Source organism: Pseudoalteromonas sp. US3C1004 (genome assembly GCF_048401065.1).
Lineage (GTDB): Bacteria > Pseudomonadota > Gammaproteobacteria > Enterobacterales > Alteromonadaceae > Pseudoalteromonas > Pseudoalteromonas undina.
This window is the reverse complement of record NZ_CP183073.1, coordinates 1511565-1537889: the sequence shown is the minus strand read 5'-3', so window position 1 is coordinate 1537889 and position 26325 is coordinate 1511565. Positions and strand designations below refer to the sequence as shown.

Sequence of the window (26325 nt, the reverse complement as noted above, 5' to 3'; positions counted from 1 at the left end):
AATGACGTTCTATAAAGTGCTATTTAAAGCGCGTTTACTTTATTTGGCATAGGCATGTTTAAAACGATAAAATTACCCCGCGTTACCTTGCGTTTAATTACCCACAAACATGGCGCAGCGCTATTAACAATTTTAAATAATCCCCTCGTTTATGAGTTTAACGATTATAAAACGCCGCTAAATAAAGAGCATGTTAAGCAATTAATTCAAGATGATATATCGAGTTATTATCAAGGGGAAGGTGTTCGGCTTGCGATTGAACATAATATGTCTGGCGTCTTAATTGGTACTTGTGGTTTGTATAACATTAATAACCAAACTAAAACTGCTTATTTGGGCTTTGAGCTTGATCCTTTTTTTTGGCAACAAGGCTTAATGCATGAAGTACTTAAAGGTATTGTCAGTGAGATACATCGCTCTTTAAACATTGAACATCTATACGCAGAAATTCATGGTAAAAATGTACGCTGTTATAACTTACTCACTAAGCTTGGCTTTGTATTTAACCAGCAACTTAATAACGGTGTATGGCATAAGCAATTAACTAAAATGGATGGCGCATGAGAATTAAAAAAGCGATTATTTTAAATACGTTGCTTACGGCTAGTGTATTTGGGCTTGCAATAACTGGGGTTAGCTATTATCAAAATGATGTTTCAGAGTTTGTTGATGTAACCCTAGATTCGAAAGTGCTTAAAGAGTCACGAAAAGTATTTATAAGGTTACCCGATAGTTTTGACAAAAATAAAGCGTATCCACTTATTATAAAAACAGATGGTAATTTTAATCTAGCTAATTGGGATAAAGCCTTAAAAGCATTAAATCATGAAAGTATATTAAATGAGTCTATTTTAGTTGCTATACCAAATCAGTTTTTTACTGATACTAGAAATCGTGATCTTGTGCCACCTTATGCAAGGAAGGACGTTAATACAAATCCTCGACCTAAACATGAAAGTTCGCCTGAAATTTTTGGTAAGGCTGATTTGTTTTTAGCTTTTATAGAGCAAGAGTTACTTACTTATTTAGAGGCCAACTACACATTAACTGAAAATCGAATTTTGACCGGATTTTCAGCAGGGGGCAGCTTTACTTTATACACGCTGCATACTAAACCAAAGTTATTCAATGGTTACTTTGCATTTAGCCCAGCCGCTTGGTATGACGATATGACAGTGACTAAGCGGTTTGATACATTTTTAAAAACAAATATAAATTGTATAAAACAACCGACATTTTTATATATCACTGTCGGTGGGGCAGAGCACTCTTTAATGTTAGGTGCATACAATAATTTAGTTACTAGTTTAGCAAAACATCCAAACGACTGGCTTAAGTGGGGAAGTACAATTAATAGTAATGCTGAACATAATCAAAACCCTGCACTGAGTGTCGATAAAGCTCTGTTAAATTATACGGCGTTCTTAAGCTCGCAAATTAACACGCCTTCTGATTAATTAATGACGGTGATCAATTAAATATAGTTTGCATTGATTTTTATTGCTTTACTGCTGATGGAGTACCCACCTAAAAAAGAACACATCATACTTTATTTGGTTTAAAACAAATCTTAGCAATAGGTGAATTTTTTAAAAAATATAATCAGGGAGGGGGAAATTGGTGGCGTGTATTGGGCGTTTTTTTTAACTTATATCTACGCGTTTTATTAAGTGAGTTATGTAGGAACAGGAAAACCAAATTAAACAAAGCAACAATGTAATTATTTAGATGTTCTAAGTTAGACATTTTAATTGCAGCTAACATCGGGTTTTCCATCAATGGTTCAGTAATACACAGACTTAAACTCCAGCTTTTTATAATTGACGTTACAACAATGCAATTTTGTTGCTCAGTTGCCTCAGCATGGCTTCTGCATTTGGTATCTCGTCGTTTAAACCTGTGATCAGGGTCATAAAATAGCAGTCCATCATCACACTTGCTTTTATTTCATCAAATTCTGGTTGTTCACTAAATAGTAGTTTTTTAAATTCATCCATTTGTGCTTTAAAAAAATCCTCACGCCAAATGATGTCGCTAATTAGTAATTTGCTAAATTCACTGTTTTCACAATAAAAGGAATATAGAGGGTGAGCGTAGTGGCGTAATTTCAATCGAGGAGGGCGCTGAGTATCTGATTGCTTTGCTTGCTCGATAATAACTTCAATTTGTTGCTGCATACCTGCCATAAGCAGATCAATTTTATTTTCAAAATGACTAAACACAGTACCAACTGCCACATTAGCTGCAACAGCAATTTCTCTTGTCGATGTGTGGTCATAACCTTGTAGTAAGAAAAGCTCCCATGCTGAAGCTAAAACTTTACCCCGTGTTTTTTCTTTTTTACTCATACTATTCAACGCTTTATATTTTTGTTAGAAGTTGGGCCTAAATCAGCACTTGATTAATTGAGTGCGCTCAATTAATTTTATGAGCATGCTCAGTTAATCTAAAGGTGATACATGGAGTTTATCAAACGTGTTATTGGTTATGTACTTTTTATTCCACTTATTTATTTTTATTCTTTTATTCTCGGCCCAATCCTAAAAGCCGTTTTAGTCCCAGGTGGGGTTGTGTTTTTGTGGCTTATTTTAGGGCCAAAAGAGGGGACGCGTGCGTTAAAAAAAGCATTTAAGAGAAAGTAGTTAAACCTTCTGCAAGAATAATAAAAAAAGCCCTGCTATTTTGCAGGGCTTTAGTCAGTTTAACTTTGCAAATTTAAGCTTGAAAGCTCAACAGGCCATTAAAGAACGTATCTAAAACCAAAAGCAATACCGTCATCTTCCGATTGTTCCATTTGTGCTTGCTGTTGCTTATTATCACTTTCAAAATCACCAAAGTCTTTACGCGCTTCTACATAAAGTTGGGTGTTTTCATCTATTAAGTAATGCACACCAATAACAGCAAATTGACGCTTAAATACATCGTTAGGATCGGCGTTAAAGTTTGGTTGAATTACGTAGTCATCACCTGCATCAAATAAGTTGTAGGCAATAAATGGTCTAAAATCGTTTTCAAAACGATAAGACACAAATGTTTCAATACCAATTGCATCTTTAATTAAACGACCAATGTTATCTGTGTCGTGGTTTTCGTTTTTATTGATATTAGCAGCTACATATAAACCTGGCGCATCAATATTGCCCCAAATAACACCGGCACCGTAAATTAAATCGTCAACTGAACGGGTTGTTCCGTCGCCATAAGTTAATTCAAACTCGCCGCGGTTAATACCGGCAGTCAGTTTTAGCTTATCAGTCACGTTATAAGTTACTGCACCGCCAAATGTATAGTTAAATTCAACTTGTTGCGCCGCAGTATCGCCTGACTCAAAATTAGCCTGGCATTGTGATTCTGTAATATCACTTACATCACAGGTATAAAATGCGCTATTTTTTAACTGAGTTTGTACACTAAAATCAAAATCACCGTAACTATTACGGTATTGCAATGTTTTATCGCCACGTCCCGTACCATTTACAGCACCGTCGTCTTTGTTGTAGGTATATACACCTGCGGCATTGCCATCCCAAACATAGCTGTAGTTAGTTGCATATACTACGTCAAACCACGCACCCCATTGTTTACCAATAGTAATTTGGCCGTATTTGTCGTGTTTAAGTCCTGCATAACCTAAACGATTATACAAAAATTCATCTTGAATTGATTCAAAACGGTTGTTGTATACAATATCGCTACTGCCAACAGGGTTTACACCCCATTCAACTAAAGCCATTGCTTCCCAGCCGTTCTTTAGTTGACGTTTAAAATCAAAATTAATTCGTGAGGCACCATTAACCACTTCATTTTGACCTTGAGTATTAATTACTCGCGCATCTATATAGCCGCCAATAGCGACTGTATTTTTTTCATCCTTAAATACTTCAATTGCTGAAACACTCGGTGTTGTTAAAACACCTGCAATCGCGAGCGATACTAATTTTATTTTCATTGTGTGTGCCTTGCCTAAAAAAGACGTTTTATAATTACTAAATTCGAAGTCGTGCAGACTAGCAAAGCAATAAAAGGCTCAAAAGTGAAAAATTATCAACGATAATTAATACAAAATACGCAGCTTGTTCACTTTAAGTTAATGCTGTATTTATTTTGTAGCCGTATAAACCGCTATTTAATTTTGGAATAAGACATTAGGATTAAATGCAGGAGGGGGAGAGTTGAATTTTTTTCATAGTTGCTACTATCGGCATAGGTAGAGCTAAAACTCTAATACTATAAAAAACGTTAATATAGCCGTATTAAATGTTAATAAAAGTAAAATGCGACCAATTAGCGATTTAGTACGTTTAAATTATTTATTTTTCTGTAACGGTGATTGTTTTTTTATTAAACATATTTTTACCGCGTTAACAGCATAATAGTGAATTTCACTTCGCTTTTTTGCACATTTACTCGTTCATCTCTTTGGCTGTTTTAATCCTTCAATAGCTAATAAACAACTACTGTTTACTTTAGGTTGTGCTTTAAACTTTCATAGAAAAAAACGCTGATTTGGTTTAAACTGCGCGCAATTTAAATACTTCAGTCTCCCTTGGAGGGTAGCGCTATTATTAGTACAGCTAACATCACCATGCAATTTGGTGCTAAACCGTTATTTGAAAATATCTCAGCTAAATTTGGTGAATCAAACCGCTATGGTTTAATTGGTGCCAATGGTTGTGGTAAATCAACGTTTATGAAAATTCTAAGCGGTGAGCTTGAGCCATCATCGGGTAATGTAAGCACAGATCCTAATGAACGTGTTGCTAAACTAAATCAAGATCAATTCGCTTACGAAGAGTACTCAGTGATCGATACTGTAATTATGGGTCACAAAGAGCTTTGGGATATTAAACAAGAGCGTGACCGTATCTATAGCCTACCTGAAATGAGTGAAGAGGACGGCATGAAAGTAGCCGATCTTGAAACTGAGTTCGCTGAAATGGATGGCTATTCTGCTGAGTCAAAAGCGGGTGAGCTATTATTAGGTGTTGGTATAGCGACAGAGCAACATTACGGTCCTATGTCTGAAATCGCACCAGGTTTTAAACTTCGAGTGTTATTAGCCCAAGTGTTGTTTTCAGACCCTGATATCATGTTGCTTGATGAGCCTACCAATAACTTAGACATTTACACAATCAAGTGGTTGGAAGATGTTCTAAATCAACGTGACTGTACTATGATCATCATTTCGCATGACCGTCACTTTTTAAACTCGGTATGTACACACATGGCCGATATTGACTACGGTGAATTACGTATTTACCCGGGTAACTACGATGAATATATGTTTGCAGCAACCCAAGCTCGCGAGCGTTTATTAAGTGAAAACGCCAAAAAGAAAAGCCAAATAGCAGAACTACAACAGTTTGTATCGCGCTTTTCTGCTAATGCTTCAAAAGCAAAGCAAGCAACTTCACGTGCAAAACGTATTGATAAAATTCAATTAGACGAAGTGAAAGCCTCGTCACGTCAGTCGCCATTTATCCGTTTTGAACAAGAAAAACAGTTATTCCGTAACGCGCTTGAAATGACCAGCTTATCGCAAGGCTTCGAAGAAACTTTATTCTCAGGTTTAGAAGGCTTAGTTGAGGTAGGTGAACGTATTGCCATTATTGGTGAAAATGGTGTGGGTAAAACAACATTATTAAACACCTTAGCAGGACGCTTAGCACCTAAAAGCGGTGAGTTCAAATGGTCTGAAAATGCTAACATTGGCTATTATGCACAAGATCATGCCGATGAGTTTGAAAAAGACATGAACTTATTTGAGTGGATGGAGCAGTGGCAGCAAGAGGGTGATGACGAGCAAGTTGTTCGTAGTTTCTTAGGTCGTATGTTGTTTTCACAAAACGATATTAAAAAATCTGTAAAAGTTATCTCAGGTGGTGAGCAAGGTCGTATGCTGTTTGGTAAAATCATGATGCATAAACCAAATATCTTATTAATGGATGAACCGACGAACCACATGGATATGGAATCAATTGAAGCGCTTAACTTAGCACTTGAAGCGTATGAAGGTACCTTGATGTTTGTGTCACACGACCGTCAATTTGTATCATCAGTTGCGACCCGTATTTGGGAAATTAAAGACGGTAAAATTATCGACTTTAGAGGAACCTACAGCGAATATTTGGCTAGCAAAGAAGCATAACAGCAAGTATTTCAAGCATTTTAAAAAAGCCATGTTTAACATGGCTTTTTTATTGCCTGCTGGTCGCATTACTGCGGTATTTAAGTATATAATACCCGCCATAAAACCGGACATAAGTCCGCTATTTTTTAAAAACATTACTGAGGAGTATTTATGACTGTTGGCATTATTATGGGTTCTAAATCAGATTGGCCAACCATGGAACACGCTGCGCTGATGCTAGAAAAATTTGGTATTGCTTATGAAACTAAAGTGGTTTCTGCTCACCGTACTCCTCAATTACTTGCTGATTACGCAAGTTCTGCAAGCGAACGAGGCATTAAAGTAATTATTGCAGGCGCAGGTGGGGCAGCTCACTTACCGGGTATGGCTGCAGCGTTTACATCATTGCCTGTTTTAGGCGTTCCAGTTAAGTCAAAAGCGTTAAATGGTGTTGATTCATTATTGTCTATTTGCCAGATGCCTAAGGGCGTTGCTGTAGGCACATTGGCTATTGGTGAACCTGGTGCAGCTAATGCCGGTTTATTGGCTGCACAAATATTAGGCTGTCAAAACCCTGAAATTTTTGCCAAAATTGAAGCGTTTCGTAAAGAGCAAACCGACACTATTCTAGCTAACCCAAATCCTGCAGAGTAATAATGACTATATTAATTTTAGGTGCTGGGCAGCTTGCGCGAATGATGAGCCTTGCTGGCGCACCGCTTAATTTAAATGTGGTTGCTTATGATGTTGGCAGCCAACAAATTGTGCACCCGCTAACCAACCAAGTTTATGCAACCACACTTGAGCAAGCTATCGATGATGCAGATGCGATTACCGCTGAGTTTGAACATATCCCCGATGATGTATTAACGCTTTGCTGTAATAGCAATAAGTTTTATCCAGGTAAACAAGCAATAAAAACCGGTGGTGACCGTTCGCTTGAAAAAGCCTTGTTAGATAAAACCGAAGTAGCTTGTGCGCCATACCAACTTATTACTGAAAAAGCGCATCTTGAACAAGCAGTTAAAACATTAGGCAAACCGTTAGTAATAAAAACCTGCCAAGCAGGGTATGACGGCAAAGGCCAATGGCGTTTAAAATCAGATGATGAAATAAACACTATTTGGTCTGAAATGGCCGACTTTATTGCCTCAGGTACGGAGCATGCGCCTCATTCAATTATTGCTGAAAAAATGATCCCGTTTGATCGTGAAGTCTCTATTATTGGCGTGCGCGACAAAGAGGGTAACGTTGCAATTTATCCACTTACTGAAAACCAACATACAAACGGTGTGTTAACCCTTTCACTAGCCGGTAAAGATAATAGCTTAGTTGAGAGCCAAGCAACCTCAGCATTTACCCGTATTGCTAATGAGCTTAATTATGTAGGTGTATTGGCCATTGAGTTTTTTGATGTTCAAGGTACGTTATTAGTTAACGAAATAGCTCCTCGAGTGCATAACTCAGGACACTGGACACAGCAAGGTGCTCACTGCTCGCAATTTGAAAACCATATGCGTGCTGTTGCAGGGTTACCTTTGGGTAATACGCAAATTAAGCAACCTACTGCTATGATCAACGTCTTAGGGCAAAAAAAAATCCCAAATGAGGTTTTAAAAACAGCGGATGTAACCAGTCACTGGTATGGTAAAGGCGTTAAGCCTGGTCGTAAAATGGGGCATATTAATGTTTCGGGTGAGAGTTTACAGCAATTAGGTAACCGCCTAGCTGAACTTACATCATGCTTGCCAGAGCAGGATTACCCAGGCGTATTAGCTACTAGCAAATCGCTATTATAAGTTAAAAAATTAAGCGGTAAGTTGAATTCAATTTATCGCTTTACCTTCTAAAGGTTTCTTTTTAATGATCCACCCAAAGTTTCGTACTATTGTGTTCGCTTTTTTTATGGCACTTTTCATGTCAGGCTTTATGTCGTTTGTTATTTCAATTTTTAATGTAGGCATGGTCGAAAATATTGTAGCTATATGGCTTAAAGCCTGGTTATTTGCCTTTTGCATTGCCTTTCCTACAGTTATATTTGTTGCTCCCGTTGTCCATAAACTGACTAATAAACTTATTCGGCCTTAAAGTAGTGATTATCACTAAATTGCATAAGCCAACATTTATACTCTCACTCGCACTGTGTATGACTCCTTTTATTGGAGCAGGAAGTGCATTGGTTTTAGGCGCTATATTTGCTATTACCTTAGGCAACCCGTTTGCTGAGTTATCTCAAAAGGCAAGTAAAGTAATGCTCAAGCTTGCTGTTGTAGGCTTAGGCTTTGCTGTTGATTTTAATGAAGTAATTGAAGTAGGGCGCAGCTCATTAGTATTAACAATTGTTAGTATTACTGCCATAATCGGGCTTGGAGAAATTTTAACCCAAGTTTTTAAGCTTAATCGTAATACGGGCGTGTTAATTTCATTTGGTACCGCTATTTGTGGTGGCAGTGCCATAGCCGCTATGGCACCGGTTATAAAAGCTAGAGATCACGAAGTCGCTGTTGCCTTAGGGATTGTATTTTTACTCAATGGCATGGGATTATTGTTGTTTCCCGCAATTGGGCACTATTTTGAGTTAACCCAACAGCAATTTGGTTTGTGGGCCGCATTAGCCATTCATGATACTAGCAGCGTAGTGGGGGCATCGGCTACTTATGGTGCTGTGGCACTGAGTATTGCCACTACGGTAAAATTGACCCGTGCGATGTGGATCATTCCTTATACAGCGGTTGCGGGAGTGTTTATGCGCTCTGATGAAAAGGCAAGTATTCCTTTATTTATTGTGGGCTTTTTATTAGCCGCATTAATTAATACTTATATGCCGTCGTTTTCATCGACATGGGAGCTTATTAATAGTGCAGCCAAGCAATTATTAGTGGTTACACTGTTTTTAATTGGCAGTGGTTTGTCACTATCGGTTCTTAAGCAAGCAGGTATAAAGCCATTTTTGATGGCAATTACTTTGTGGGTTATAGTCAGCAGCACTATTTTATTATTAATTATAGATGGATTCATATAATGAAACGTAATCTGAGTATTACAGCAATCAGCAGTGTGTTATTTGCTGTTTTTTCTAGCAGCCCTGTATTGGCTGAATCGCTACGCGTAGCAACCTTCAATGTTAGTATGGATGCCACTAATTACATCGCAAAAAATGAACAAGTAAAAAGTGATGCATTGGTAAACGCACTGCGTTCAAACCACCAGCAAATTAAAAATATTGCTGAAATAATCCAGCGCGTCCGCCCAGATGTGGTACTACTCAATGAGTTTGACTACATTCCAAAAGAGCAAGGTATCGAGTATTTTAAAAGCCATTATTTAAATGTAAGGCAAAATAATCAAGCAGCAATTGATTACCCATACGTTTACATTGCCCCCGTTAATACCGGCTTAGCAACTGAGTTTGACTTGGACAATAACGGCAAAAAAACCGGTGTAATGGGTGATGCACAGGGCTTTGGTTTTTTTGAAGGCCATTACGCAATGGCGTTTTTATCTCGCTACCCGATTGATTTTGACAACATCAGAACCCTGCAAACCTTTAAGCACAAAGATTTACCTAATGTACAAATGCCGGTTGACCCAAAAACTAATACCAATTGGTATAACGATGAAGAGTGGAATACTTTACGTTTAAGCTCTAAATCTTTTTGGGATATACCCGTAAAAGTAAACGATAAAGTAGTCCATATGCTAGCGTCGCACCCAACACCACCTGTGTTTGATGGCGAAGAAGACAGAAACGGTATTCGTAACCATGATGAAATTAGGCTTATTGCCGATTACGTTAATAACGAAAGTTACCTTTATGATGATAATGGTAAAAAGGGTGGGCTTGCAGCAAAATCGCGATTTGTGATTTTAGGGGATCTAAATGCCGCACCTGAAGGTGATAAAAAGCGTACTAATACTACTGATCAAATACTTAAAAGCCCATTGATTAACGCCGGTTTTATTCCAACCAGTGAGGGCGCAAAAGAGCAATACCCGCAAGCTTATGCTAAAAACTATACCGCAAATTGGCAAGCACGCGTTGATTACGTACTCCCTTCAAACTATGGGTTAACCATTAAAGGTGGTGGTGTTTTTTGGCCGAAAAAACAAAGCGAATTATATCGTTTAATTAAAGATAGAAATGCATCAAGCGACCACCGATTAGTCTGGCTTGATTTAACGGTTGAATAAACGGGTTACTCACCCCGATATCAGCGTTGTTTATCTTAAATAATTGCAATTATAAAGGTGCTTCTGCTTAAATATGGTTAATTATAATAACCGTCAAGAAGCACTATGATTTTTAAATTCTCATCTTCTAAAACACTTGTTGCAATCGCTGTTGCATCAAGTGTTATGTTAGCGGGTTGTACAGCAACCGCTACAACTTCTACTGACTCATCTATTCAAACAAATACCACCGTTGCTAGTGTTGTTAACACGCCCGCAGATTTGGGCGATTCAAAAATTACCCTTGAACAAGCGATGGCTCACCCTGATTGGATTGGACGCCAACCGCAAAGCGCTTTTTGGAGTGCAGATTCAAGTACCATCATTTACGCGCGTAAGCAGCAAGGTAGTGAGCTAAGAGATTTATTCGCTCAAGCTGTAAACTCACAAACAGCAGAGCAAGTGGCATTAGAAAAATTACACAGTGTTGGTTCAAGTAAAGCTGTTTTTTCAAACGATAAATCACTTCAAGCTTATGTGTTTGAGGGTAATGTATTTATCAAAAACGTAAAATCAGGCGCAATTAAACAAATTACGCAAAGTTCTGCGACAGAGTCAAAACCACAATTTTTAAACGACGGTAACTTAGCGTATCGCCAGGGTAATATCTTTTTTAAAGTAGATTTAACCACAGGTTTAACTCGTGAAATTGCCAACTTAAAACTGGCTGATAAACCACAAGGCGTAAAAGAACCATCAACTTATATCGCCAAAGAGCAACATAAGCTGATTGATTACATTGCACTACAGCACAAAAATAAACAAGACAAGCATGCACGTAAAGAGCAAGTAAAAGCTAATAACAGCTCAATTGCTAATACCTATTATTATTTAGGCGATGGCAACACGGTTGATGAAGCCGAGCTTTCTCCAAACGGTGATGCATTAATTGTTGTAGTACAAGAAAAAAGTTCATGGCGTGGTGAAGGCGATATTATGCCTAATTACATTACTGATGATGCGACGATTGAGCCTAAAAAAGTTCGCCGTCGCGTAGCTGATTCTAAAGAGCAAACCTCAGAGCTTGTTTATATTAACCTTGCAGATCAAAGCCAAACCACATTAGGGTTTAACACCTTACCTGGTTTTGATGAAGATGTACTTGCTGAGGTTAAAAAAGAAAACTTCGCCCGTGAAGGTAAAACCTATCAATCTAAAAAACAACCTCGTGGTATAAACGTTATTTCAGATTGGGGTTGGAATCAATCACCGATCAGCTGGAACGATGATGGTAGCCAAGTAGCAATTATGCTTGAAGCATGGGATAACAAAGATCGTTGGTTAGCCACTGTAGATTTTGAAAATAACAAACTTGTGTCTCAACATCGATTACATGACGACGCATGGATTGCTTATGCGTTTAACGACTTTGGTTGGTTAAATGATTCCAATACTTTGTATTACTTATCAGAAGAGTCGGGCTATAGTCAACTTTATAAAAAGCCACTTGATGGTAAAGCCACTGCGCTTACCATGGGTAAATTTGAAGTATCTAATTTAACCCTTACTGATGACAATAGTGCTATTTACTATAAAGCGAATATTGAGCATCCAGGCCTTTATGAAATCTACCGCGTTAACCCACAAACAGGTGATAGCGAGCAAGTAACAGACTTAAACGGCATGACGGATTACACTTTAAGCCCTGATCAGTCTAAGTTATTATTAAAGCACTCTAAAATTACCATGCCGACTGAACTTTATGTGGCTGAGGCTAAAGCAAACACAACGGCAACTCGTTTAACTAACACGGTATCTGACGCGTTCTTAGCTAAAAAACTAACGGCGCCTAAAATTGTTGCTGTGCCTTCAAGCCATACAGATCAGCCAATATACGCCAAAGTTTATTACCCAGCGGATTACCAAGAAGGTGAAACAGGTAAAAACCGTAAAGCGGTTATTTTTAACCATGGTGCCGGCTACCTGCAAAATTCACACATGGGTTGGTCTGGTTACTTTCGCGAATTTATGTTCCATTCATTACTTGCCGATGAAGGTTATGTAGTGATGGATATGGATTACCGTGCTTCTAAAGGTTATGGCCGTGATTGGCGTACTGCTATTTACCGTCAAATGGGAACACCTGAAACACAAGATTTAGCAGATGGCGTAAAATGGATGGCTGAAAATGCCAACGTTGATACTCAAGCGGTTGGTACTTACGGTGGTTCATACGGCGGATTTATGACCTTTATGGCGTTATTTACCGCGCCAGATTTGTTTCAATCAGGTGCTGCGCTTCGCCCTGTGACTGATTGGGCACATTACAATACAGGCTATACAGCTAACATTTTGAATCACCCAGATGTTGACCCAATTGCATATGAACGTAGTTCACCTATTTACTATGCAGAAGGGCTTAAAAAGCATTTATTAATTAATGCGCCAATGGTTGATGATAATGTGTTCTTTCAAGATTCAGTGCGTTTAGTACAGCGTTTAATCGAGCTTGAGAAAGAAAACTTTGAAACAGCAATCTTCCCAGTAGAGCCGCATGGTTTTGTGCAGCCTTCGAGCTGGTTAGATGAATACCGTCGTATTTATAAGCTGTTTAAAGAAACACTATAAATAGCGGAAAATTAATAAAAAACGCCACAATGTGGCGTTTTTTTATTCTTTATTTTTGCTGATGAATTTAATAATTAAAGGAACGCCCAACAATGCGCCGCCAATCGCGCCAATTAAATGTGCATCAACAGCCACCGTTGAGTTGATCAATGCGCCTATATCAGCACTAGGGCCATTTATTTGTTCAGCGATTAGCTTTACCCACACACCAATAAACAACACATAACCCGATTTAAGTCCAACAGTGGCATCTTTTATGGCTCCCCAAATGATCACGCCATGCAAAACTGCACTAAGCCCTGTGTAAATTGTAATTGCGGGACAAAACCAAAAAACACCTAAGCCACACCACATTGCCAATGTGGCAATATTAAAACTATATCTGCTTAGGGATGTGTACTCACCATGCAATAACCAAATAAGCGCTATACCAGCGCAATTTAGCCCTAAGTGCGCCCAGTTGGCATGTACAAATTGGCTGGTAAATAAACGCCACACTTGGCCTTGTTCAATCAGTTGGCGATTAAATTCAAGTTCGTCGTTCATACCCAGCCATGCTAAGAGCGAACTTAATACAATTAAACATAAGGGAGGGAAAACATAGCGCGGCTGAAGAGGTAAATTAAGCATTTAGCGATCATTTTTATATTTATTTTTGCATATTGTGCCTGTTTAACTTTAAGATGCCAATTATCTTCCATGCAATTTAAGTTTATTAAGTGATTATGAATTTTAAGCTCAACTGTTTATTCGCACTGACCCTAAGTGCCTTGTCTTTTCCTTTGTTTGCACAAAACGCTAGCACAATTGAAACACGTGAACCTGAAGCGGCCACAGGTGTTGTACATAAGAAATTAGTGGCTGGCGATAAGTACATGGTAGCCGCCGCTAATCCGTATGCTTCACAAGCAGGTAAAGCCATATTAGCGCAAGGCGGCAGTGCGGTTGATGCCGCTATTGCCACCCAATTAGTACTTACATTAGTTGAGCCGCAATCATCAGGTATTGGCGGTGGTACCTTTATGATGTATTACAACAAAGCTAATAATAAACTCACCAGCTTTGATGGCCGTGAAACCGCGCCGAGTAATGCCGATGAAAACCTGTTTTTAAATAAACACGGCAACGCAGTAAAATGGATTGAAGCGGTTGTAGGTGGACGCTCTGTAGGCGTACCCGGTATTTTACATGCATTTGCCAGCGCCCATAAACAGTACGGTTCCTTACCTTGGGCTAGCTTATTTAAACCTGCGATTAAACTTGCTGAACAAGGGTTTGAAGTATCGCCTCGGTTACATGGTTTACTGGTTAGACAATTAAACCCAGGCGTAATGAGTATGCCGGTGATTAATGAGTATTTTTTTCCTAATGGCAAAGTAATTGAAGTCGGCAGTATTAAAAAAAATCAGCCATTAGCTAATTTATATAAAGACATTGCTTCAAAAGGGATAGATGCGTTTTACAAAGGCGATAATGCCAAAGCTATGGTAAAAGCAGTACAGCAGTCAAAAATTGCGCCTGGTAAATTATCTGAGCAAGATCTTGCTAATTACAGCAGTAAAGAGCGTGCACCCGTTTGTATAAAATACCGAGTTTATAATGTTTGCTCTATGGCGCCGCCTAGTAGTGGCGGTATCTCAGTACTACAAATTTTAGGCTTGCTTGAACACAAAAACATGGCAAATATTAAAGCCAACAGCGCCGAGGCAATTCATTACTTTAGCCAAGCCTCACGTATTGCCTTTGCCGATCGTAATAAATACATTGGCGACCCTGACTTTACCCAAGTACCTACCCAAGAATTATTAAATAAAGACTATATTGCCACCCGCGCAAAACTAATCACTGAAAAAGATCAAAAAGCACAGCCAGGCAATCCAGTGGATTACTTAAGCTATGCAAACGATGATTCTTTTGAGCTGCCGTCTACCTCACACGTATCGATTGTTGATAGCAACGGCAACGCCGTATCAATGACCAGCTCTATTGAAATGGCGTTTGGCTCAACAGTGATGGTAAATGGTTATATTTTAAATAATCAGTTGACTGATTTTTCACTTTCGCCACGTAAAAATGGCAAATTAGTGGCCAATAGGGTCGAAGCGCATAAACGCCCGCGTAGCTCAATGTCACCGGTGATGGTATTTAACCAAGATGGCAGCTTACGTTTAGTGGTGGGCTCTCCTGGTGGGAGTCGTATTATTGATTATGTAGCGCAAGTGGTTATTGGCGTTTTAGATTGGGATTTAAACGCCCAACAAGCCATTAATCTACCGCGTACTACTAATCGTAATGATTATACTAGCCTTGAAAAAGGCACTGAGCTTGAAGCGCTTGTACCTAAGCTTAAAAAGCGCGGCCATGACGTACGTGTCATTGACTTAAACTCAGGGCTGCATGCGGTAGAAGTTAAAAACAACCGCTTGTATGGCGCCGCCGATCCGCGCAGAGAAGGGATGGCGTTATCTGATTTAAGTAATAATAAAGCCTCATTTAAATTTTAAACCATGTATAATAAACAGCAGGTTTGCTGCCTGCTGTTTTAAATGTAACAGATTAATAGTTAATAACTATTTGGTTGAAAATAGCATGTTAACTAACGTAAAAAAATTAGCAAACCTAAACATAATTGGCACTGTTGTAACCATTAAACAAAGCACGCACATTATTTAATGCGCGTTTAACGTTTTAAACCCACATCAGGCAGCTAACATATTCACCAAATATGAGTGGCTTTATACTAAAGTAGCGCTTGTATTTGTACATTTTCAATGGTCTGACAAGCTTAAATGTCATTGCAATTTAGCCTTTAACAATGATAATGGCAGATCATTATTTAAGATTCAGTAAAGCTTGGAAATATGACTACAAATACCGATCCAAATTATCTTTATATTCCTTATTCTGGCCCAGGCCTAATTGAAACCCCATTATTGAATAAAGGAAGTGCATTTAGCCAAAAAGAGCGTGAAAACTTTAATCTTGCTGGTTTACTTCCACCTCGTTACGAAACAATAGAAGAGCAAGTTGAGCGTTGTTACCAACAGTACTCAAGTTTTAATGACAACTTAAATAAGCACATTTATTTACGTGCTATTCAAGACAATAACGAAACGCTTTACTACCGTTTGGTACGCGATCATATTGAAGAAATGATGCCTATTATTTACACCCCAACGGTGGGTGATGCCTGTGAGAAGTTTTCTGATATTTATCGCAGTGCACGTGGTTTGTTTATTTCTTATGAAGATCGCTTTCAAATTGACGATATTTTACGTAATGCCACTAAAGGTAAAGTTAAAGTTATCGTGGTTACCGATGGCGAACGTATTTTAGGCTTGGGCGACCAAGGTATTGGCGGTATGGGTATCCCAATCGGTAAGCTTTCTTTGTACACCGCCTGTGGTGGTATTAGCCCAGCGTACACATTACCGGTTATGCTTGATGTAGGTACCAATAACGAAAAACTATTAAACGACCCAATGTACATGGGTGCTCGACATAAGCGTATTGCGCAAGATGAGTACGATGAGTTTTTAGATTTATTCATTAAAGCGGTTAAGCGTCGTTGGCCAAGCGTGTTACTGCAATTTGAAGACTTTGCACAACCAAATGCTATGCCATTATTAAAGCGTTACCGTAATGAAATTTGTAGCTTTAATGATGACATTCAAGGTACTGCATCGGTTACTGTGGGGTCTTTATTAGCAGCTTGTCGTGTTAAAGGCGCTAAACTATCGACTCAAAAAGTTGTGTTTGTAGGCGCAGGATCTGCAGGCTGTGGTATTGCTGAACAAATTGTTAGCACTATGGTGGCCGAAGGTATCAGCGAAGCACAAGCTCGCAGCCAAGTATTTATGGTTGACCGTTTTGGTTTATTAACTGATGGCATGGAAGGCTTACGCGACTTCCAACAAATGTTAGCGCAACCAACGAGCTGCCTAGCCGATTGGACTTACAGCGGCGAATACGCGTCATTATTAGATGTAATGCACTGTGCAGAACCAGATATTTTAATTGGTGTATCAGGTCAACCGGGCTTATTCACTGAGCAAGTTATTCGCGCTATGCACGCAAACTGTGAAGCACCTATTATTTTCCCGTTAAGTAATCCATCTAAACAAGTAGAAGCTTACCCAGAAGATGTTATTAAATGGACTGATGGTAAAGCGATTGTAGCTACAGGTAGCCCATTTGAGCCTGTTGTTTATAACGGCGTTACTTACCCAATTCCTCAATGTAATAACAGCTACATTTTCCCAGGTATTGGCTTAGGTGTAATTGCTGCTAAAGCAACGCGTATTACCGATGCGATGCTAATAATGTCGAGTGAAATGTTGGCAGAGTCATCACCATTAGCTAATACGGGCAAAGGTAGCTTATTACCTGCGCTAACAGAAATTGAAACACTAAGTAAACGTATTGCATTTGCAGTCGCTAAAAAAGCAATTGAAGAGGGCGTTGCTCTTGAAATTTCAGATGATGCTCTGTGGGCAGCCATCGACAGAAACTACTGGTTACCGAAGTATCGTAACTACAAGCGTTGCAGCATTTAATGCTTCATTACTAAAAAACAGGCTTTTGCCTGTTTTTTTATGCTTGTTCATCTGCAATTAACCACATAAGGTGTTAACTAAGGCAATCAATTTAAAAGGATAGACCTATGAAAACACTTTCGATTTTAACGGCTGCTTTGCTAAGCACGTCAGCCTATGCAACTAATGCCCCTGAAGAGCCTCATATCTATGTAAAAGGTGAAGCATCGGTAACGACTATGCCAGATCATGTTTTATTAACAGTGGGTATTACGGAAATAGATAAAAACTTAATTGCCGCAAAAAAACAAACTGATACTACGATGGCCAGTGCAATTAGTTTAGTAAAAAAACTAGGCGTAGCTGATGCAGATATTAATGCTGGTCAAATCTCAATCTATCGTGATAATCAATATAATCGCGAAACAGGTAAGCAAGAGTTTACCGGGTTTAAAGTATCCAGAACGCTTACAATTAAACTCTCTGCGATTAATAAATACCCTGAGCTTTTACAAAGTTTAGTTAATAACGGTATTAATGAAATTAGACAGACGCAGTTTTTAGCGAGCAACTATGATGAGCTGCACAAAAAAGCACAAAAATTAGCTATTAAACAAGCTAAAGCAGCGGCAAAAGAGTTAACTGATGATTTTGATGTTGAATTGAAAGGCTTATATAGTGCGTCTTTAAGTCCGCTTGATATGCCATCAGTACCTTACATGCGCAGTGAAAAAGTAATGATGGCTGATGGTGCACCGAGTAACTATGTACCCGATGCATATCATGCTGGTGAAATTACAATAAGCGCATCAAGTTACGCAATTTATTATATTGATTAAGCGCTTATAGGTGGGTGGCGCTCAAATCGTGCCACCAACTGCTTTCCTTGTGACTCACTAATACGCACAATGGCATACAGCATATTACTAATCTCTTGACGATCGTATTCGTTAACTATGTGCTGATTAATATCATCAACAATGGCATTTAAATAATTAAACACACTGTTTCGTGCATCCACATTCTTATTAGCAATAAATAAAATATTTTTAAATGCTTCAATAACGTTAGTCATTACATAGGCATCGGCTTTTGCATAATTGCGTAAAGGGGTGAAGTTATCATGAAGTAGTTCATCAAAACTGGTTTCATGAAAGTACAACAATGGTTGCTCATCTTTTTCATAGCATGAATAATTTATTGCATTAATCTTTAGTCGTTCTATTAATAATATACTCAACATATCAATAGATTTAACGGCAGTACCCGGATCGTTTATTCCTGGGCTCATAGCTTTTACGGCAATTTCTGATATTTGTGTTAACCCATAGCGGTAATGGTCGCTAATGTATTCTTCTATATAAAAAATAAAGCAATCTAAAATTTTCTCAATCAACTCTTCGTTCTCAGATATGTCCTTATTACACTTTAAAAACGGGTAACCTTTAACTGTAAAATAACCTTGCTTAACCGTAATAAACAGCTCAATATTTTCATCTGCTAGTAGGGCACATAATTTATTAGAATGAACCCCTTTGTAGTAACCCTCGGTTGTACTGTTTATTGAATGCCAGCTTGAAAACTCGGGAAAGTTATCAACGGGGTTTTCGTCTTGCATGTTGATAATGTCTTGAATTTCTTTTTTTGTTTGCCTAAACAAGCCATTTAATACGTTATCTACTTGTATTGCTTTTGAAATAGAATGAATAAAAAATACAAATAACCCTAAAGATATTAACCCAAAAACAAGCGCAAACAACACGCCAAGAGCAGGAATAGCGGTATTACCATTATCGAGTTTGTTGATATTTATCAGCATTATTATTGAATAAATAATACTACCCAAATAAAAACCTAAAACCATTTGGTGTGATTTACGGGTAATGAGCCCAGGAACAACTCGAGGTGATAAGCTAGCACTGGCTGAATTTAATACCACCATCACCATAGAAAAGCTAAATACGGTTAACGAAATAATGCTGCCAGCGAGGGTGCTTAAAATGGTACGTGCGTTTTCTGCGCTATCAACTAATATAAATGAAATTAGTGATTTAAGTTTCTCAATAGGGGCTAAGTACTCGACTGACATCGTCAGCACAGCAAAAAATAAAAAAGCAACAGATAATAAAGAGGGATAAAACCCAATACTGTTAATTATTTCGCGGTAGCTATTGGTTATTTTTGTTCTTAAATACATATTATCCTTACTTATTACGATACCAATCTATAAATCACTCTAGCATATTTGATACTAAAGTAAGTGATTTTACAGCTTAAGTTATGTGTTATTATTGCTTAAAAATTTAATGGAAAAATACTGTGATTATATCGAGTTATGCGGCTTTACTGGCACTATATTATATTTACCTGAGTATTAATGTTGTAAAAATACGCAAGGCTGAAGGCATTTCACTTGGTAATGGGAGTCATCCTGAGCTTGAACGTGCAACTCGAGCTCATGGGAATTTTATTGAGTATGTACCAATTAGCCTAATTTTACTGTTCTTATTAGAGTATCAAGGCTTAGCAAGTCATTATATGCATGCACTTGGCGGTTTGCTATTTATAAGCCGTGCACTTCATGGCTCAGCTATTAGAACTAACAATTTGAAAGCACGTGTATTAAGTATGATGATGACATTTGCTATTCTTTTTGTAAGTTCCTTAATTTTATTGTTAAGTCGATAAATAAAGATGCGATTCGCTATTGTTTTTATAAGCTTATGTTTTGCCACTTCGTTGGTGTCATTTGTAAGGGCAATAGAAAATGACAATAGCAATCAAAGTATTGATGGTTTAAATTATGTTTATCCTAAAACGATGCGGGTTGGTGAAGATGAAATTCTTTATCCGTTGGTTTTATTGAGAACGGCCTTACAATACAGCGGCGCAAAATATACATTAAAAGCATCGAGTATTTCTATGCCTCAAAGCCGCTCATTAAAACAAATTATACATAATGATGAAGTCAACGTTGCATGGACCATGACTTCACAGCAGCGAGAAAAAGAGCTATTGCCCGTAAGAGTGCCTATTTTTAAAGGTTTATACGGGTGGCGTTTACTTGTCACGACACAGAATAAACAAAAACAATTATCAAGCTTAAAAAAAATTGATGACTTTAAAGGTATCCACTTTATTCAAGGTCACGACTGGCCAGATACTCAAGTTTTATTAGATAGTGGATTAACGGTATCAACATCAATTGAATACAGCTCATTATTTAATATGTTAATAAAAGGCAGAGGAGATGTATTTCCTCGATCGTTGCTTGAGGTTGAAACGGAGCTAAATACCTTTAAAGGTGATGCAAAACTTACAACTCTTCCTCAGTTAATACTGCAATACCCAAGTGCAATTTACTTCTTTTTTAGTAAAGATACGCCCGAGTTGGCCTATGCAGTTGAAAATGGCTTAGCGGTCATGCGTAAAAATGGCGAGTTTGACCGCTTATTTAATGCGTATCATCGCAGTGCCATTGAGCACGCAGATATTAAAAACAAGATTATTATTAGATTAGAAAACAAAAACTTACCCTTATTAACACCACTTGATAATACTTCACTTTGGTTTTCAGAAAAAGACATGTAAAACCCCATGGAACAAAAAATATTTATTATTGGCTTACCGCGAACCGGTACCACCAGTGTATGTAATGCATTTTTACATTTTGGTATACCAACTGCTCATACTGCATACACTACCGCCTGTTTTGATAATGCGGTCGCAATTGCAGACACCCCCATATTTAACGATTTTAAAGTATTAGATAAATACTATCCTGGCGCAAAATTTATATATTTAGAGCGAGAGCTTACTGCATGGATACCATCAATAAGACAGCTTTTACAGCGAATGCACACTAATTTAACCCGTGCAGATGGTGGCTTTAACATTCATTTAAAGCGCTGTTATTTAAATACATTTAAAGACTTTTCACTAGAGAATATAAATAACGACCAGTATTTAACTGATTGTTATAACGTACACATTAATAATGCTAAGGCTTATTTTAGTAATCGAGAACAAGATTTTTTAGCGATAGATATAGCTAAACCTAACAGTTTTAGTCAGCTTTGTGATTTTTTAAGTATTACCTCTGAGTTAAATGGCTTTGAAAAAATGAATATGGGGGGTAAGGTCACCGCGTGGAATGATATAAAACATCCATTAAAAATTGAATCGACAGCGAAAGGGCGGATAGATAAATTTTTACCTTATGAGAGACAAATTTAAACCGCGAGCAAAGATTTTTATTTTTAAATACGCTAAAATCCACGCATTATTTTATAAGTTGTATCCATATGTTTGAATTAAAATACCACACGCCATTTGAATGGACCGAAGTTGTTTTAGCCGACTTTGAAACTTTTTTACAAGACCACGCTGCTGCTGAAAAAAAAGCATCGGGCATGGCTATGTCTATGCTTTCACATTACCCTGATAAGCGTAAATTAGTTAAAGCAATGACTGACTTAGCCTTAGAAGAGTTAATTCATTTCAAGCAAGTGCTGAAATTACTCATTGAGCGTGATACTAATTTAGGTGATGATAAAAAAGACCCTTACATTAAACAAATTCGCGCACACTTTAGGCATGGACGCGATGGATTTTTAATGGATAGGCTCCTCGTTGGCGGTGTAATTGAGGCGAGGGGACACGAACGTTTTTCTTTAGTTGCCGAAGCCTTACCAGAAGGAAAAGAAAAAGATTTTTATGTTGCGATAGCCAAGTCTGAAGAAAAACATAAAAACCTATTTGTTGAACTTGCTTACGAATACTTTGATAAACAAGAAGTTGATGATCGTTTAGAAGAGTTATTAATAATAGAAGCAGAAATTTGTAAAAATATACCATTTACTGCTGCTCTACATTAATACCTAACCACGGCATGTTGACATCAAGTTAGCATGCCAATATAAGTACTTCCCTCTATTGTTATGAAAAATATTGTTTAATAACGCATAACTAGATCAACTTAACTGCACTTAGTTAACACTGCCTAACAATAAACAGCTATTATCATTTTAATGTATAGCTTGCTTTAAGGACGTGAACCGATGCAACCAATTAATCATATTGCCGTGCTTACCTCTGGAGGTGATGCTCCAGGGATGAACACCGCTTTATTTGCCATCGTAAAAACCGCTCAACAACAAGGCATAAAAGTGTCAGGAGTTCGAAAAGGATATGAGGGTTTAATTGATAATGATTTAGTGACACTTGATTGCAAAAACCTGCAACAAAGTATGCACTTGGGCGGTACCGTTTTAAAAACCGCACGTAGTGAAAGGTTTAGAACTAAGACAGGCAGACAGCAAGCTTTAGCTACAATTGAACATAATAATATTGATGCATTAATTGTCATAGGTGGCGATGGCTCTTTTAGAGGCTGTTTATGGTTATCACACATAACCAATATCCCTTATATTGGCATTCCCGGCACCATAGATAACGATATTGCAGGCACAGACTACACCTTAGGATTTGATACGGCAGTAAACACATCAATGCAATGTATTGATAATATTAGAGATACAGCAGAATCTCATAATAGGGTGTTTGTTATTGAAGTTATGGGGCGTGATTCCGGATATATTGGCACTTATGCCGGTTTAACCTCTGGTGCCGATTCAGTATTGATCCCTGAAAATGACAAAGATATCGATGATTTATTGCTAAAGATTAGCGATTATCATAGCGAACACGCATTTATCGTTGTGGTGTCTGAGGGCGATGAAAATGGTGTTGAATACGTATGTGAAAAAATAACTGCCGTAAATCCAAGCATTGATTTACGTGTAACTAAGCTAGGGCACTTACAGCGCGGCGGAAACCCATCGGCTGCGGATCGTATGTTGGCCATTAGACTGGGTGTACAATGTGTTAAGGCTTTATGTGCTGGAGAAAGCGCTAAAATGGTGGGTATTTTAAATAACACAGTTTCAAATACTCCTATGCAAGATGTTGTAAAACAACATGTTATAAATGAAGAGCTGCAAGGGCTGTTATCTGTATTTTGCCGCTAACGACTAATTAAATAGGAATAATGAACAATGCGAGATAATAAAAATTATAAAATGATAATTATTAAAGGTATTACAATAAGTTTTTTATTAGCCGGTTCAACAGTCGTACTAGCCAAAGATGATTGTGCAGATTTAACGGGATGTGCGAAAAAAGCCTGTGAAGTTAACCTCGAGTTATTAGCTTCAAAACGCCAAGGTAATTCACACAAAGTTGCAGGTCTTAGTAAAGCACTTAATAACATAAACGCATATTGTACCAATGATGGATTAAAAGCAGAGTTACAACAAAAAATAGATGATACAAATTCAGAAATTGAAGAATATAAAATCGATCTTAAAAAAGCTAAGCGCCAAGGTAAGCATGACAAAGTTGAAAAGTATCAGCAAAAGCTAAACGACGAAACTAAACAGCTTAAGCAATTAATTGATGAGCTAAATAGTTTGGTTGATTAAAATGTCGTTACAGAGTTTTTATATTTTATAAAGTAGAGCATTTTATTGAATATAAATATTATGCGATAAAAGGGCTAAAATACGTGTTTATAAGTGACGTAATTGCCGATAGTGTAAGCCGCCGCAGGAATTTAGAAAAAAAAACGCTAGACTTTAGAATAAGTAAATTATGTTAAATAGGGGGTATTTTGCTCTGTTTAAGATGATAGTTGAGAGTTGAATGATGTTTAAGGGGATATTTAAATGGATTATAAAATAAAAAGGATTTAAATGATGTTTAAACCCCTTTTAAAATATAAAAGTTGGTTTTAGTTAAGGCGTAATTACTCGTAACAATCTTTACTAGACTTCACCTACTTTCAATAAATATGCAGTTGCCTTTTTTAAATTGCATTAAGCGAATTTCATTTCTATTACTGATAAATAGCTATATAAAGATCCATTTGCCAAAAAACCGGTTGCTGTTATTTTATTATCTACAGCAGGTACATTTAAAAACTCAGCGACACCACAAGGCCTTAGAACCCCATCTAAAAACTTAGTCTCACCATTACAAACCCATTCCCCAACTCTATCACTGCCCGTTGAGGATCTATTTCCAGCTAGTATCAAGCTGGCTAAATCTGGCAGCTGCTGGCTAAAGCTGCCAATCTCAAGATAAAAACCATCAACTTCATCTACACCAATCCATGCGCACTTTTTCAGAACCTCGTCATTTAAATAACTAGATGAAGAATCTCCAGCGTTACCGGTGCCTGAATTTATACCCCTAGAGCCATGAACAACAACATATAGATCGGTTAGAAGTTCTCCAGTATCAGCGTCAACTAAGTTAGCCCCAATATGCCTGTAAGGAGCGCTATTTAAACCAAGAGGCAAAGGTGTAATGTTTTGTATTCTTGGCCAGCTTTCGCTTGTGGATGATGATGGCTGAACAACAACCCTGCGGCCTGATAAGCTTTTTCTAGTATCATAACCCATAAAGCGTGCGATATTGGCTGCACTGTACTGTCTATAAAGCCTATCACCACTTATTTCTGCAAGATGAACTCCATCACGCGAACTAAATAAATAATTAGACAATCCACCGAGCTTTTCATAATCCTGAACGTAAACTCCATCGCTTATTGATTGTGGGGCAAACTCAGTAACTATGGGCGTTAAAAAGCTGTCATTCCATTGAGATATTTCATAAAGCTCCGCTTCAGGTGTTTTATTAAAGTTAGAATATAAAGGAGTCCAACCGGCACTATTAGCTTGATTTAGAATAGACTCTACATCTGCTTTTAAAGAATTTTTAACCTCTTGGGTTTCTGTAGAGAACGCTTGCGTCAGACTGTTTGTTGGGGATTGCCCAAAAAACAAAACATTCTCTAGGGATGAGTTGTTATTTACTGCTTGAGGCATTAACGTGGCTGCTTGGTAGGGGGCGCTAGAACCGCTTCTAGTTTCTGCTATTAGATTAATATATGGCAATCCATGCTCTTGAAGAATATTCTGCATATCCGTAAGCGCTTCGACTGAATTGAAAGCTCTATCTGATGTAGATGAACCTAGAAAAACAATGTTATCAAATGATAATGTTGAATCAGCCCCAGCCTCAATAACACCATACCCCCTCATCGCTTTAAATGGCTGCCCACTAGTGGTGAAGTTATCTGCTGAAAAAATTACACCCGCGCCGACAGTGCCCGCATTGCCTATATCTATTTCTACAACATTGCCATTTACAGGTTTAACACCTGAGAATAAAACATTACGCACACCCTGAGATATTGCGGTTTCTTCAATCTTTAGGTACATTGAGTCAAGCCCTTCAGGTACGTTTTTCATTGTAATTTTTACTTTATTAGTCATTATTTATCTCCAGGTGCTATCTGCATCAAACCAAGCAGCGTTATTGTTGGGTTGGGGCTCTGGCTGTGCCTCAAGGCGCGCCATTAGTTCATTAAAATCGCTTTCCATTTGCTTTAATGTTTTTATGGTTGTTTGCGTTTCATCAATATTTCTAAACGTGACCTCGCCTAGCTTTGTTTGCCAATCTTGCATAGCTTGGGTGTTGTCGTTGACTAAAATATTTGCTTTTTTTAGTGCATCAACCGTGGCTTTAAAATCTACGGTGGTGGGCACCACAATGGCTGGCTGGCTTATTTGGTCGCTGTGTTTCCAAACTTTTACCAGCTCAATAACATGGTTGCCGCTTACGTCTAAAAAAGTACGGTTTATTTCGGCCAGCGGGTAGTTAGCTATTTGAATAAAATCACCTTGGCTTACGCTTTCAGGGCTTTCATTGCTATTAACAGTAACGAGCTTTGAGCCGTTATTTATGCTTACTTGATTGGCTGTATAGGTTGCCATGGTTAATCCTCTTTAGTATTTG

Annotated in this window: 25 protein-coding genes; 19 read left to right on the top strand and 6 right to left on the bottom strand. The window is 37.9% G+C overall.

Annotated features, from left to right (window positions below; translation table 11 throughout):
- Positions 1 to 54 precede the first annotated feature (54 nt).
- Together ACNSN3_RS07135 and ACNSN3_RS07130 are read left to right on the top strand one after the other, a co-directional pair.
- Entirely contained in the window at positions 55 to 564 is a 510-nt protein-coding gene (locus ACNSN3_RS07135; protein ID WP_418608915.1) for a GNAT family N-acetyltransferase, read from the top strand.
- Entirely contained in the window at positions 561 to 1457 is an 897-nt protein-coding gene (locus ACNSN3_RS07130) for an alpha/beta hydrolase (RefSeq protein ID WP_418608914.1), read from the top strand. The genes ACNSN3_RS07135 and ACNSN3_RS07130 overlap by 4 nt, the downstream gene beginning before the upstream one ends.
- A 369-nt stretch (positions 1458 to 1826) precedes the next feature.
- Here ACNSN3_RS07130 and ACNSN3_RS07125 read toward each other — a convergent pair whose 3' ends face one another.
- Entirely contained in the window at positions 1827 to 2348 is a 522-nt protein-coding gene (locus ACNSN3_RS07125; protein WP_418608912.1) for a TetR/AcrR family transcriptional regulator, read from the bottom strand.
- Between the two features lie 111 nt (positions 2349 to 2459).
- Between ACNSN3_RS07125 and ACNSN3_RS07120 the strand changes: the two genes are divergently transcribed.
- Complete coding sequence (locus ACNSN3_RS07120) at positions 2460 to 2642, top strand: hypothetical protein (protein ID WP_010390016.1); 183 nt, start codon at positions 2460 to 2462, stop codon at positions 2640 to 2642.
- 98 nt (positions 2643 to 2740) lie between these two features.
- On the opposite strand, the gene ACNSN3_RS07115 is transcribed toward ACNSN3_RS07120, so the two are convergent.
- On the bottom strand, positions 2741 to 3949 hold the full coding sequence (locus tag ACNSN3_RS07115; protein WP_010390015.1) for a porin: 1209 nt from the start codon (positions 3947 to 3949) through the stop codon (positions 2741 to 2743).
- 612 nt (positions 3950 to 4561) lie between these two features.
- Between ACNSN3_RS07115 and ACNSN3_RS07110 the strand changes: the two genes are divergently transcribed.
- From ACNSN3_RS07110 to ACNSN3_RS07080, 7 genes are all read left to right on the top strand, one after another.
- Positions 4562 to 6148: an ABC-F family ATPase gene (locus ACNSN3_RS07110; RefSeq protein WP_082424787.1), complete on the top strand. Its 1587-nt coding sequence runs from the start codon at positions 4562 to 4564 to the stop codon at positions 6146 to 6148.
- A 153-nt stretch (positions 6149 to 6301) separates the two neighbouring features.
- Complete coding sequence (gene purE, locus ACNSN3_RS07105) at positions 6302 to 6784, top strand: 5-(carboxyamino)imidazole ribonucleotide mutase (protein WP_008114610.1); 483 nt, start codon at positions 6302 to 6304, stop codon at positions 6782 to 6784.
- Positions 6785 to 6786: 2 nt separating this feature from the next.
- Positions 6787 to 7929, top strand: a complete 1143-nt coding sequence (locus ACNSN3_RS07100; protein ID WP_418608909.1) for a 5-(carboxyamino)imidazole ribonucleotide synthase — start codon at positions 6787 to 6789, stop codon at positions 7927 to 7929.
- A gap of 64 nt (positions 7930 to 7993) precedes the next feature.
- Positions 7994 to 8218, top strand: a complete 225-nt coding sequence (locus ACNSN3_RS07095) for a DUF2798 domain-containing protein (protein ID WP_075169227.1) — start codon at positions 7994 to 7996, stop codon at positions 8216 to 8218.
- Between the two features lie 4 nt (positions 8219 to 8222).
- Complete coding sequence (locus ACNSN3_RS07090) at positions 8223 to 9152, top strand: YeiH family protein (RefSeq protein WP_054200941.1); 930 nt, start codon at positions 8223 to 8225, stop codon at positions 9150 to 9152.
- Positions 9152 to 10321, top strand: coding sequence for an endonuclease/exonuclease/phosphatase family protein (locus tag ACNSN3_RS07085; RefSeq protein WP_418608907.1), 1170 nt, complete (start codon positions 9152 to 9154; stop codon positions 10319 to 10321). Before ACNSN3_RS07090 ends, ACNSN3_RS07085 begins: the two co-directional genes overlap by 1 nt.
- 105 nt (positions 10322 to 10426) lie before the next feature.
- Complete coding sequence (locus tag ACNSN3_RS07080; protein ID WP_418608906.1) at positions 10427 to 12928, top strand: prolyl oligopeptidase family serine peptidase; 2502 nt, start codon at positions 10427 to 10429, stop codon at positions 12926 to 12928.
- A 42-nt stretch (positions 12929 to 12970) separates the two neighbouring features.
- Here the strand turns inward: ACNSN3_RS07080 and rrtA are convergent, their stop codons facing one another.
- Entirely contained in the window at positions 12971 to 13558 is a 588-nt protein-coding gene (gene rrtA / locus ACNSN3_RS07075) for a rhombosortase (RefSeq protein ID WP_418608904.1), read from the bottom strand.
- 95 nt (positions 13559 to 13653) lie between these two features.
- Between rrtA and ggt the strand changes: the two genes are divergently transcribed.
- The 3 genes from ggt (at position 13654) to ACNSN3_RS07060 (ending at position 18302) form a co-directional block, all read left to right on the top strand.
- Complete coding sequence (gene ggt / locus ACNSN3_RS07070) at positions 13654 to 15432, top strand: gamma-glutamyltransferase (protein ID WP_418608903.1); 1779 nt, start codon at positions 13654 to 13656, stop codon at positions 15430 to 15432.
- Positions 15433 to 15789: 357 nt separating this feature from the next.
- Positions 15790 to 17484: an NAD-dependent malic enzyme gene (locus tag ACNSN3_RS07065; protein ID WP_010389997.1), complete on the top strand. Its 1695-nt coding sequence runs from the start codon at positions 15790 to 15792 to the stop codon at positions 17482 to 17484.
- Between the two features lie 107 nt (positions 17485 to 17591).
- Complete coding sequence (locus ACNSN3_RS07060) at positions 17592 to 18302, top strand: SIMPL domain-containing protein (protein WP_010389996.1); 711 nt, start codon at positions 17592 to 17594, stop codon at positions 18300 to 18302.
- On the opposite strand, the gene ACNSN3_RS07055 is transcribed toward ACNSN3_RS07060, so the two are convergent.
- Positions 18299 to 19660: a DUF2254 domain-containing protein gene (locus tag ACNSN3_RS07055; RefSeq protein WP_418608901.1), complete on the bottom strand. Its 1362-nt coding sequence runs from the start codon at positions 19658 to 19660 to the stop codon at positions 18299 to 18301. The two genes, ACNSN3_RS07060 and ACNSN3_RS07055, sit on opposite strands and share 4 nt — an antisense overlap.
- Before the next feature lie 122 nt (positions 19661 to 19782).
- On the opposite strand from ACNSN3_RS07055, the gene ACNSN3_RS07050 reads away from it, so the two are divergent.
- From ACNSN3_RS07050 to ACNSN3_RS07025, 6 genes are all read left to right on the top strand, one after another.
- Positions 19783 to 20151, top strand: coding sequence for an MAPEG family protein (locus ACNSN3_RS07050; RefSeq protein ID WP_054200934.1), 369 nt, complete (start codon positions 19783 to 19785; stop codon positions 20149 to 20151).
- A gap of 6 nt (positions 20152 to 20157) precedes the next feature.
- On the top strand, positions 20158 to 21054 hold the full coding sequence (locus tag ACNSN3_RS07045) for a hypothetical protein (RefSeq protein WP_418608898.1): 897 nt from the start codon (positions 20158 to 20160) through the stop codon (positions 21052 to 21054).
- Positions 21055 to 21060: 6 nt separating this feature from the next.
- A complete protein-coding gene (locus tag ACNSN3_RS07040) occupies positions 21061 to 21699 on the top strand; it encodes a sulfotransferase (RefSeq protein ID WP_138569647.1) in 639 nt (212 codons plus the stop codon).
- 68 nt (positions 21700 to 21767) lie between these two features.
- Positions 21768 to 22340: a tRNA-(ms[2]io[6]A)-hydroxylase gene (locus tag ACNSN3_RS07035; protein WP_008114635.1), complete on the top strand. Its 573-nt coding sequence runs from the start codon at positions 21768 to 21770 to the stop codon at positions 22338 to 22340.
- Positions 22341 to 22523: 183 nt separating this feature from the next.
- Positions 22524 to 23492 carry an ATP-dependent 6-phosphofructokinase gene (locus tag ACNSN3_RS07030; protein ID WP_138569646.1) on the top strand — a complete coding sequence of 323 codons (969 nt, stop codon included), beginning with the start codon at positions 22524 to 22526 and terminating at the stop codon, positions 23490 to 23492.
- 27 nt (positions 23493 to 23519) lie between these two features.
- Entirely contained in the window at positions 23520 to 23945 is a 426-nt protein-coding gene (locus tag ACNSN3_RS07025; RefSeq protein WP_418608895.1) for a DUF1090 domain-containing protein, read from the top strand.
- Between the two features lie 393 nt (positions 23946 to 24338).
- Here the strand turns inward: ACNSN3_RS07025 and ACNSN3_RS07020 are convergent, their stop codons facing one another.
- Both ACNSN3_RS07020 and ACNSN3_RS07015 read right to left on the bottom strand, forming a co-directional pair.
- Positions 24339 to 25802, bottom strand: a complete 1464-nt coding sequence (locus tag ACNSN3_RS07020) for a hypothetical protein (protein WP_418608894.1) — start codon at positions 25800 to 25802, stop codon at positions 24339 to 24341.
- 3 nt (positions 25803 to 25805) lie between these two features.
- A complete protein-coding gene (locus ACNSN3_RS07015) occupies positions 25806 to 26303 on the bottom strand; it encodes a hypothetical protein (protein ID WP_418608892.1) in 498 nt (165 codons plus the stop codon).
- Between the last annotated feature and the right edge of the window lie 22 nt (positions 26304 to 26325).

What these genes read in the sequence shown, in the direction of transcription:
- ACNSN3_RS07135 (WP_418608915.1), top strand. Translation starts at nt 55, where the DNA reads ATGTTTAAAACGATAAAATTACCCCGCGTTACCTTGCGTTTAATTACC.
- ACNSN3_RS07130 (WP_418608914.1), top strand. Translation starts at nt 561, where the DNA reads ATGAGAATTAAAAAAGCGATTATTTTAAATACGTTGCTTACGGCTAGT.
- ACNSN3_RS07125 (WP_418608912.1), bottom strand. Translation starts at nt 2,348, where the DNA reads ATGAGTAAAAAAGAAAAAACACGGGGTAAAGTTTTAGCTTCAGCATGG.
- ACNSN3_RS07120 (WP_010390016.1), top strand. Translation starts at nt 2,460, where the DNA reads ATGGAGTTTATCAAACGTGTTATTGGTTATGTACTTTTTATTCCACTT.
- ACNSN3_RS07115 (WP_010390015.1), bottom strand. Translation starts at nt 3,949, where the DNA reads ATGAAAATAAAATTAGTATCGCTCGCGATTGCAGGTGTTTTAACAACA.
- purE (WP_008114610.1), top strand. Translation starts at nt 6,302, where the DNA reads ATGACTGTTGGCATTATTATGGGTTCTAAATCAGATTGGCCAACCATG.
- ACNSN3_RS07100 (WP_418608909.1), top strand. Translation starts at nt 6,787, where the DNA reads ATGACTATATTAATTTTAGGTGCTGGGCAGCTTGCGCGAATGATGAGC.
- ACNSN3_RS07095 (WP_075169227.1), top strand. Translation starts at nt 7,994, where the DNA reads ATGATCCACCCAAAGTTTCGTACTATTGTGTTCGCTTTTTTTATGGCA.
- ACNSN3_RS07085 (WP_418608907.1), top strand. Translation starts at nt 9,152, where the DNA reads ATGAAACGTAATCTGAGTATTACAGCAATCAGCAGTGTGTTATTTGCT.
- ACNSN3_RS07080 (WP_418608906.1), top strand. Translation starts at nt 10,427, where the DNA reads ATGATTTTTAAATTCTCATCTTCTAAAACACTTGTTGCAATCGCTGTT.
- rrtA (WP_418608904.1), bottom strand. Translation starts at nt 13,558, where the DNA reads ATGCTTAATTTACCTCTTCAGCCGCGCTATGTTTTCCCTCCCTTATGT.
- ggt (WP_418608903.1), top strand. Translation starts at nt 13,654, where the DNA reads ATGAATTTTAAGCTCAACTGTTTATTCGCACTGACCCTAAGTGCCTTG.
- ACNSN3_RS07065 (WP_010389997.1), top strand. Translation starts at nt 15,790, where the DNA reads ATGACTACAAATACCGATCCAAATTATCTTTATATTCCTTATTCTGGC.
- ACNSN3_RS07060 (WP_010389996.1), top strand. Translation starts at nt 17,592, where the DNA reads ATGAAAACACTTTCGATTTTAACGGCTGCTTTGCTAAGCACGTCAGCC.
- ACNSN3_RS07055 (WP_418608901.1), bottom strand. Translation starts at nt 19,660, where the DNA reads ATGTATTTAAGAACAAAAATAACCAATAGCTACCGCGAAATAATTAAC.
- ACNSN3_RS07045 (WP_418608898.1), top strand. Translation starts at nt 20,158, where the DNA reads ATGCGATTCGCTATTGTTTTTATAAGCTTATGTTTTGCCACTTCGTTG.
- ACNSN3_RS07040 (WP_138569647.1), top strand. Translation starts at nt 21,061, where the DNA reads ATGGAACAAAAAATATTTATTATTGGCTTACCGCGAACCGGTACCACC.
- ACNSN3_RS07035 (WP_008114635.1), top strand. Translation starts at nt 21,768, where the DNA reads ATGTTTGAATTAAAATACCACACGCCATTTGAATGGACCGAAGTTGTT.
- ACNSN3_RS07030 (WP_138569646.1), top strand. Translation starts at nt 22,524, where the DNA reads ATGCAACCAATTAATCATATTGCCGTGCTTACCTCTGGAGGTGATGCT.
- ACNSN3_RS07025 (WP_418608895.1), top strand. Translation starts at nt 23,520, where the DNA reads ATGCGAGATAATAAAAATTATAAAATGATAATTATTAAAGGTATTACA.
- ACNSN3_RS07020 (WP_418608894.1), bottom strand. Translation starts at nt 25,802, where the DNA reads ATGACTAATAAAGTAAAAATTACAATGAAAAACGTACCTGAAGGGCTT.
- ACNSN3_RS07015 (WP_418608892.1), bottom strand. Translation starts at nt 26,303, where the DNA reads ATGGCAACCTATACAGCCAATCAAGTAAGCATAAATAACGGCTCAAAG.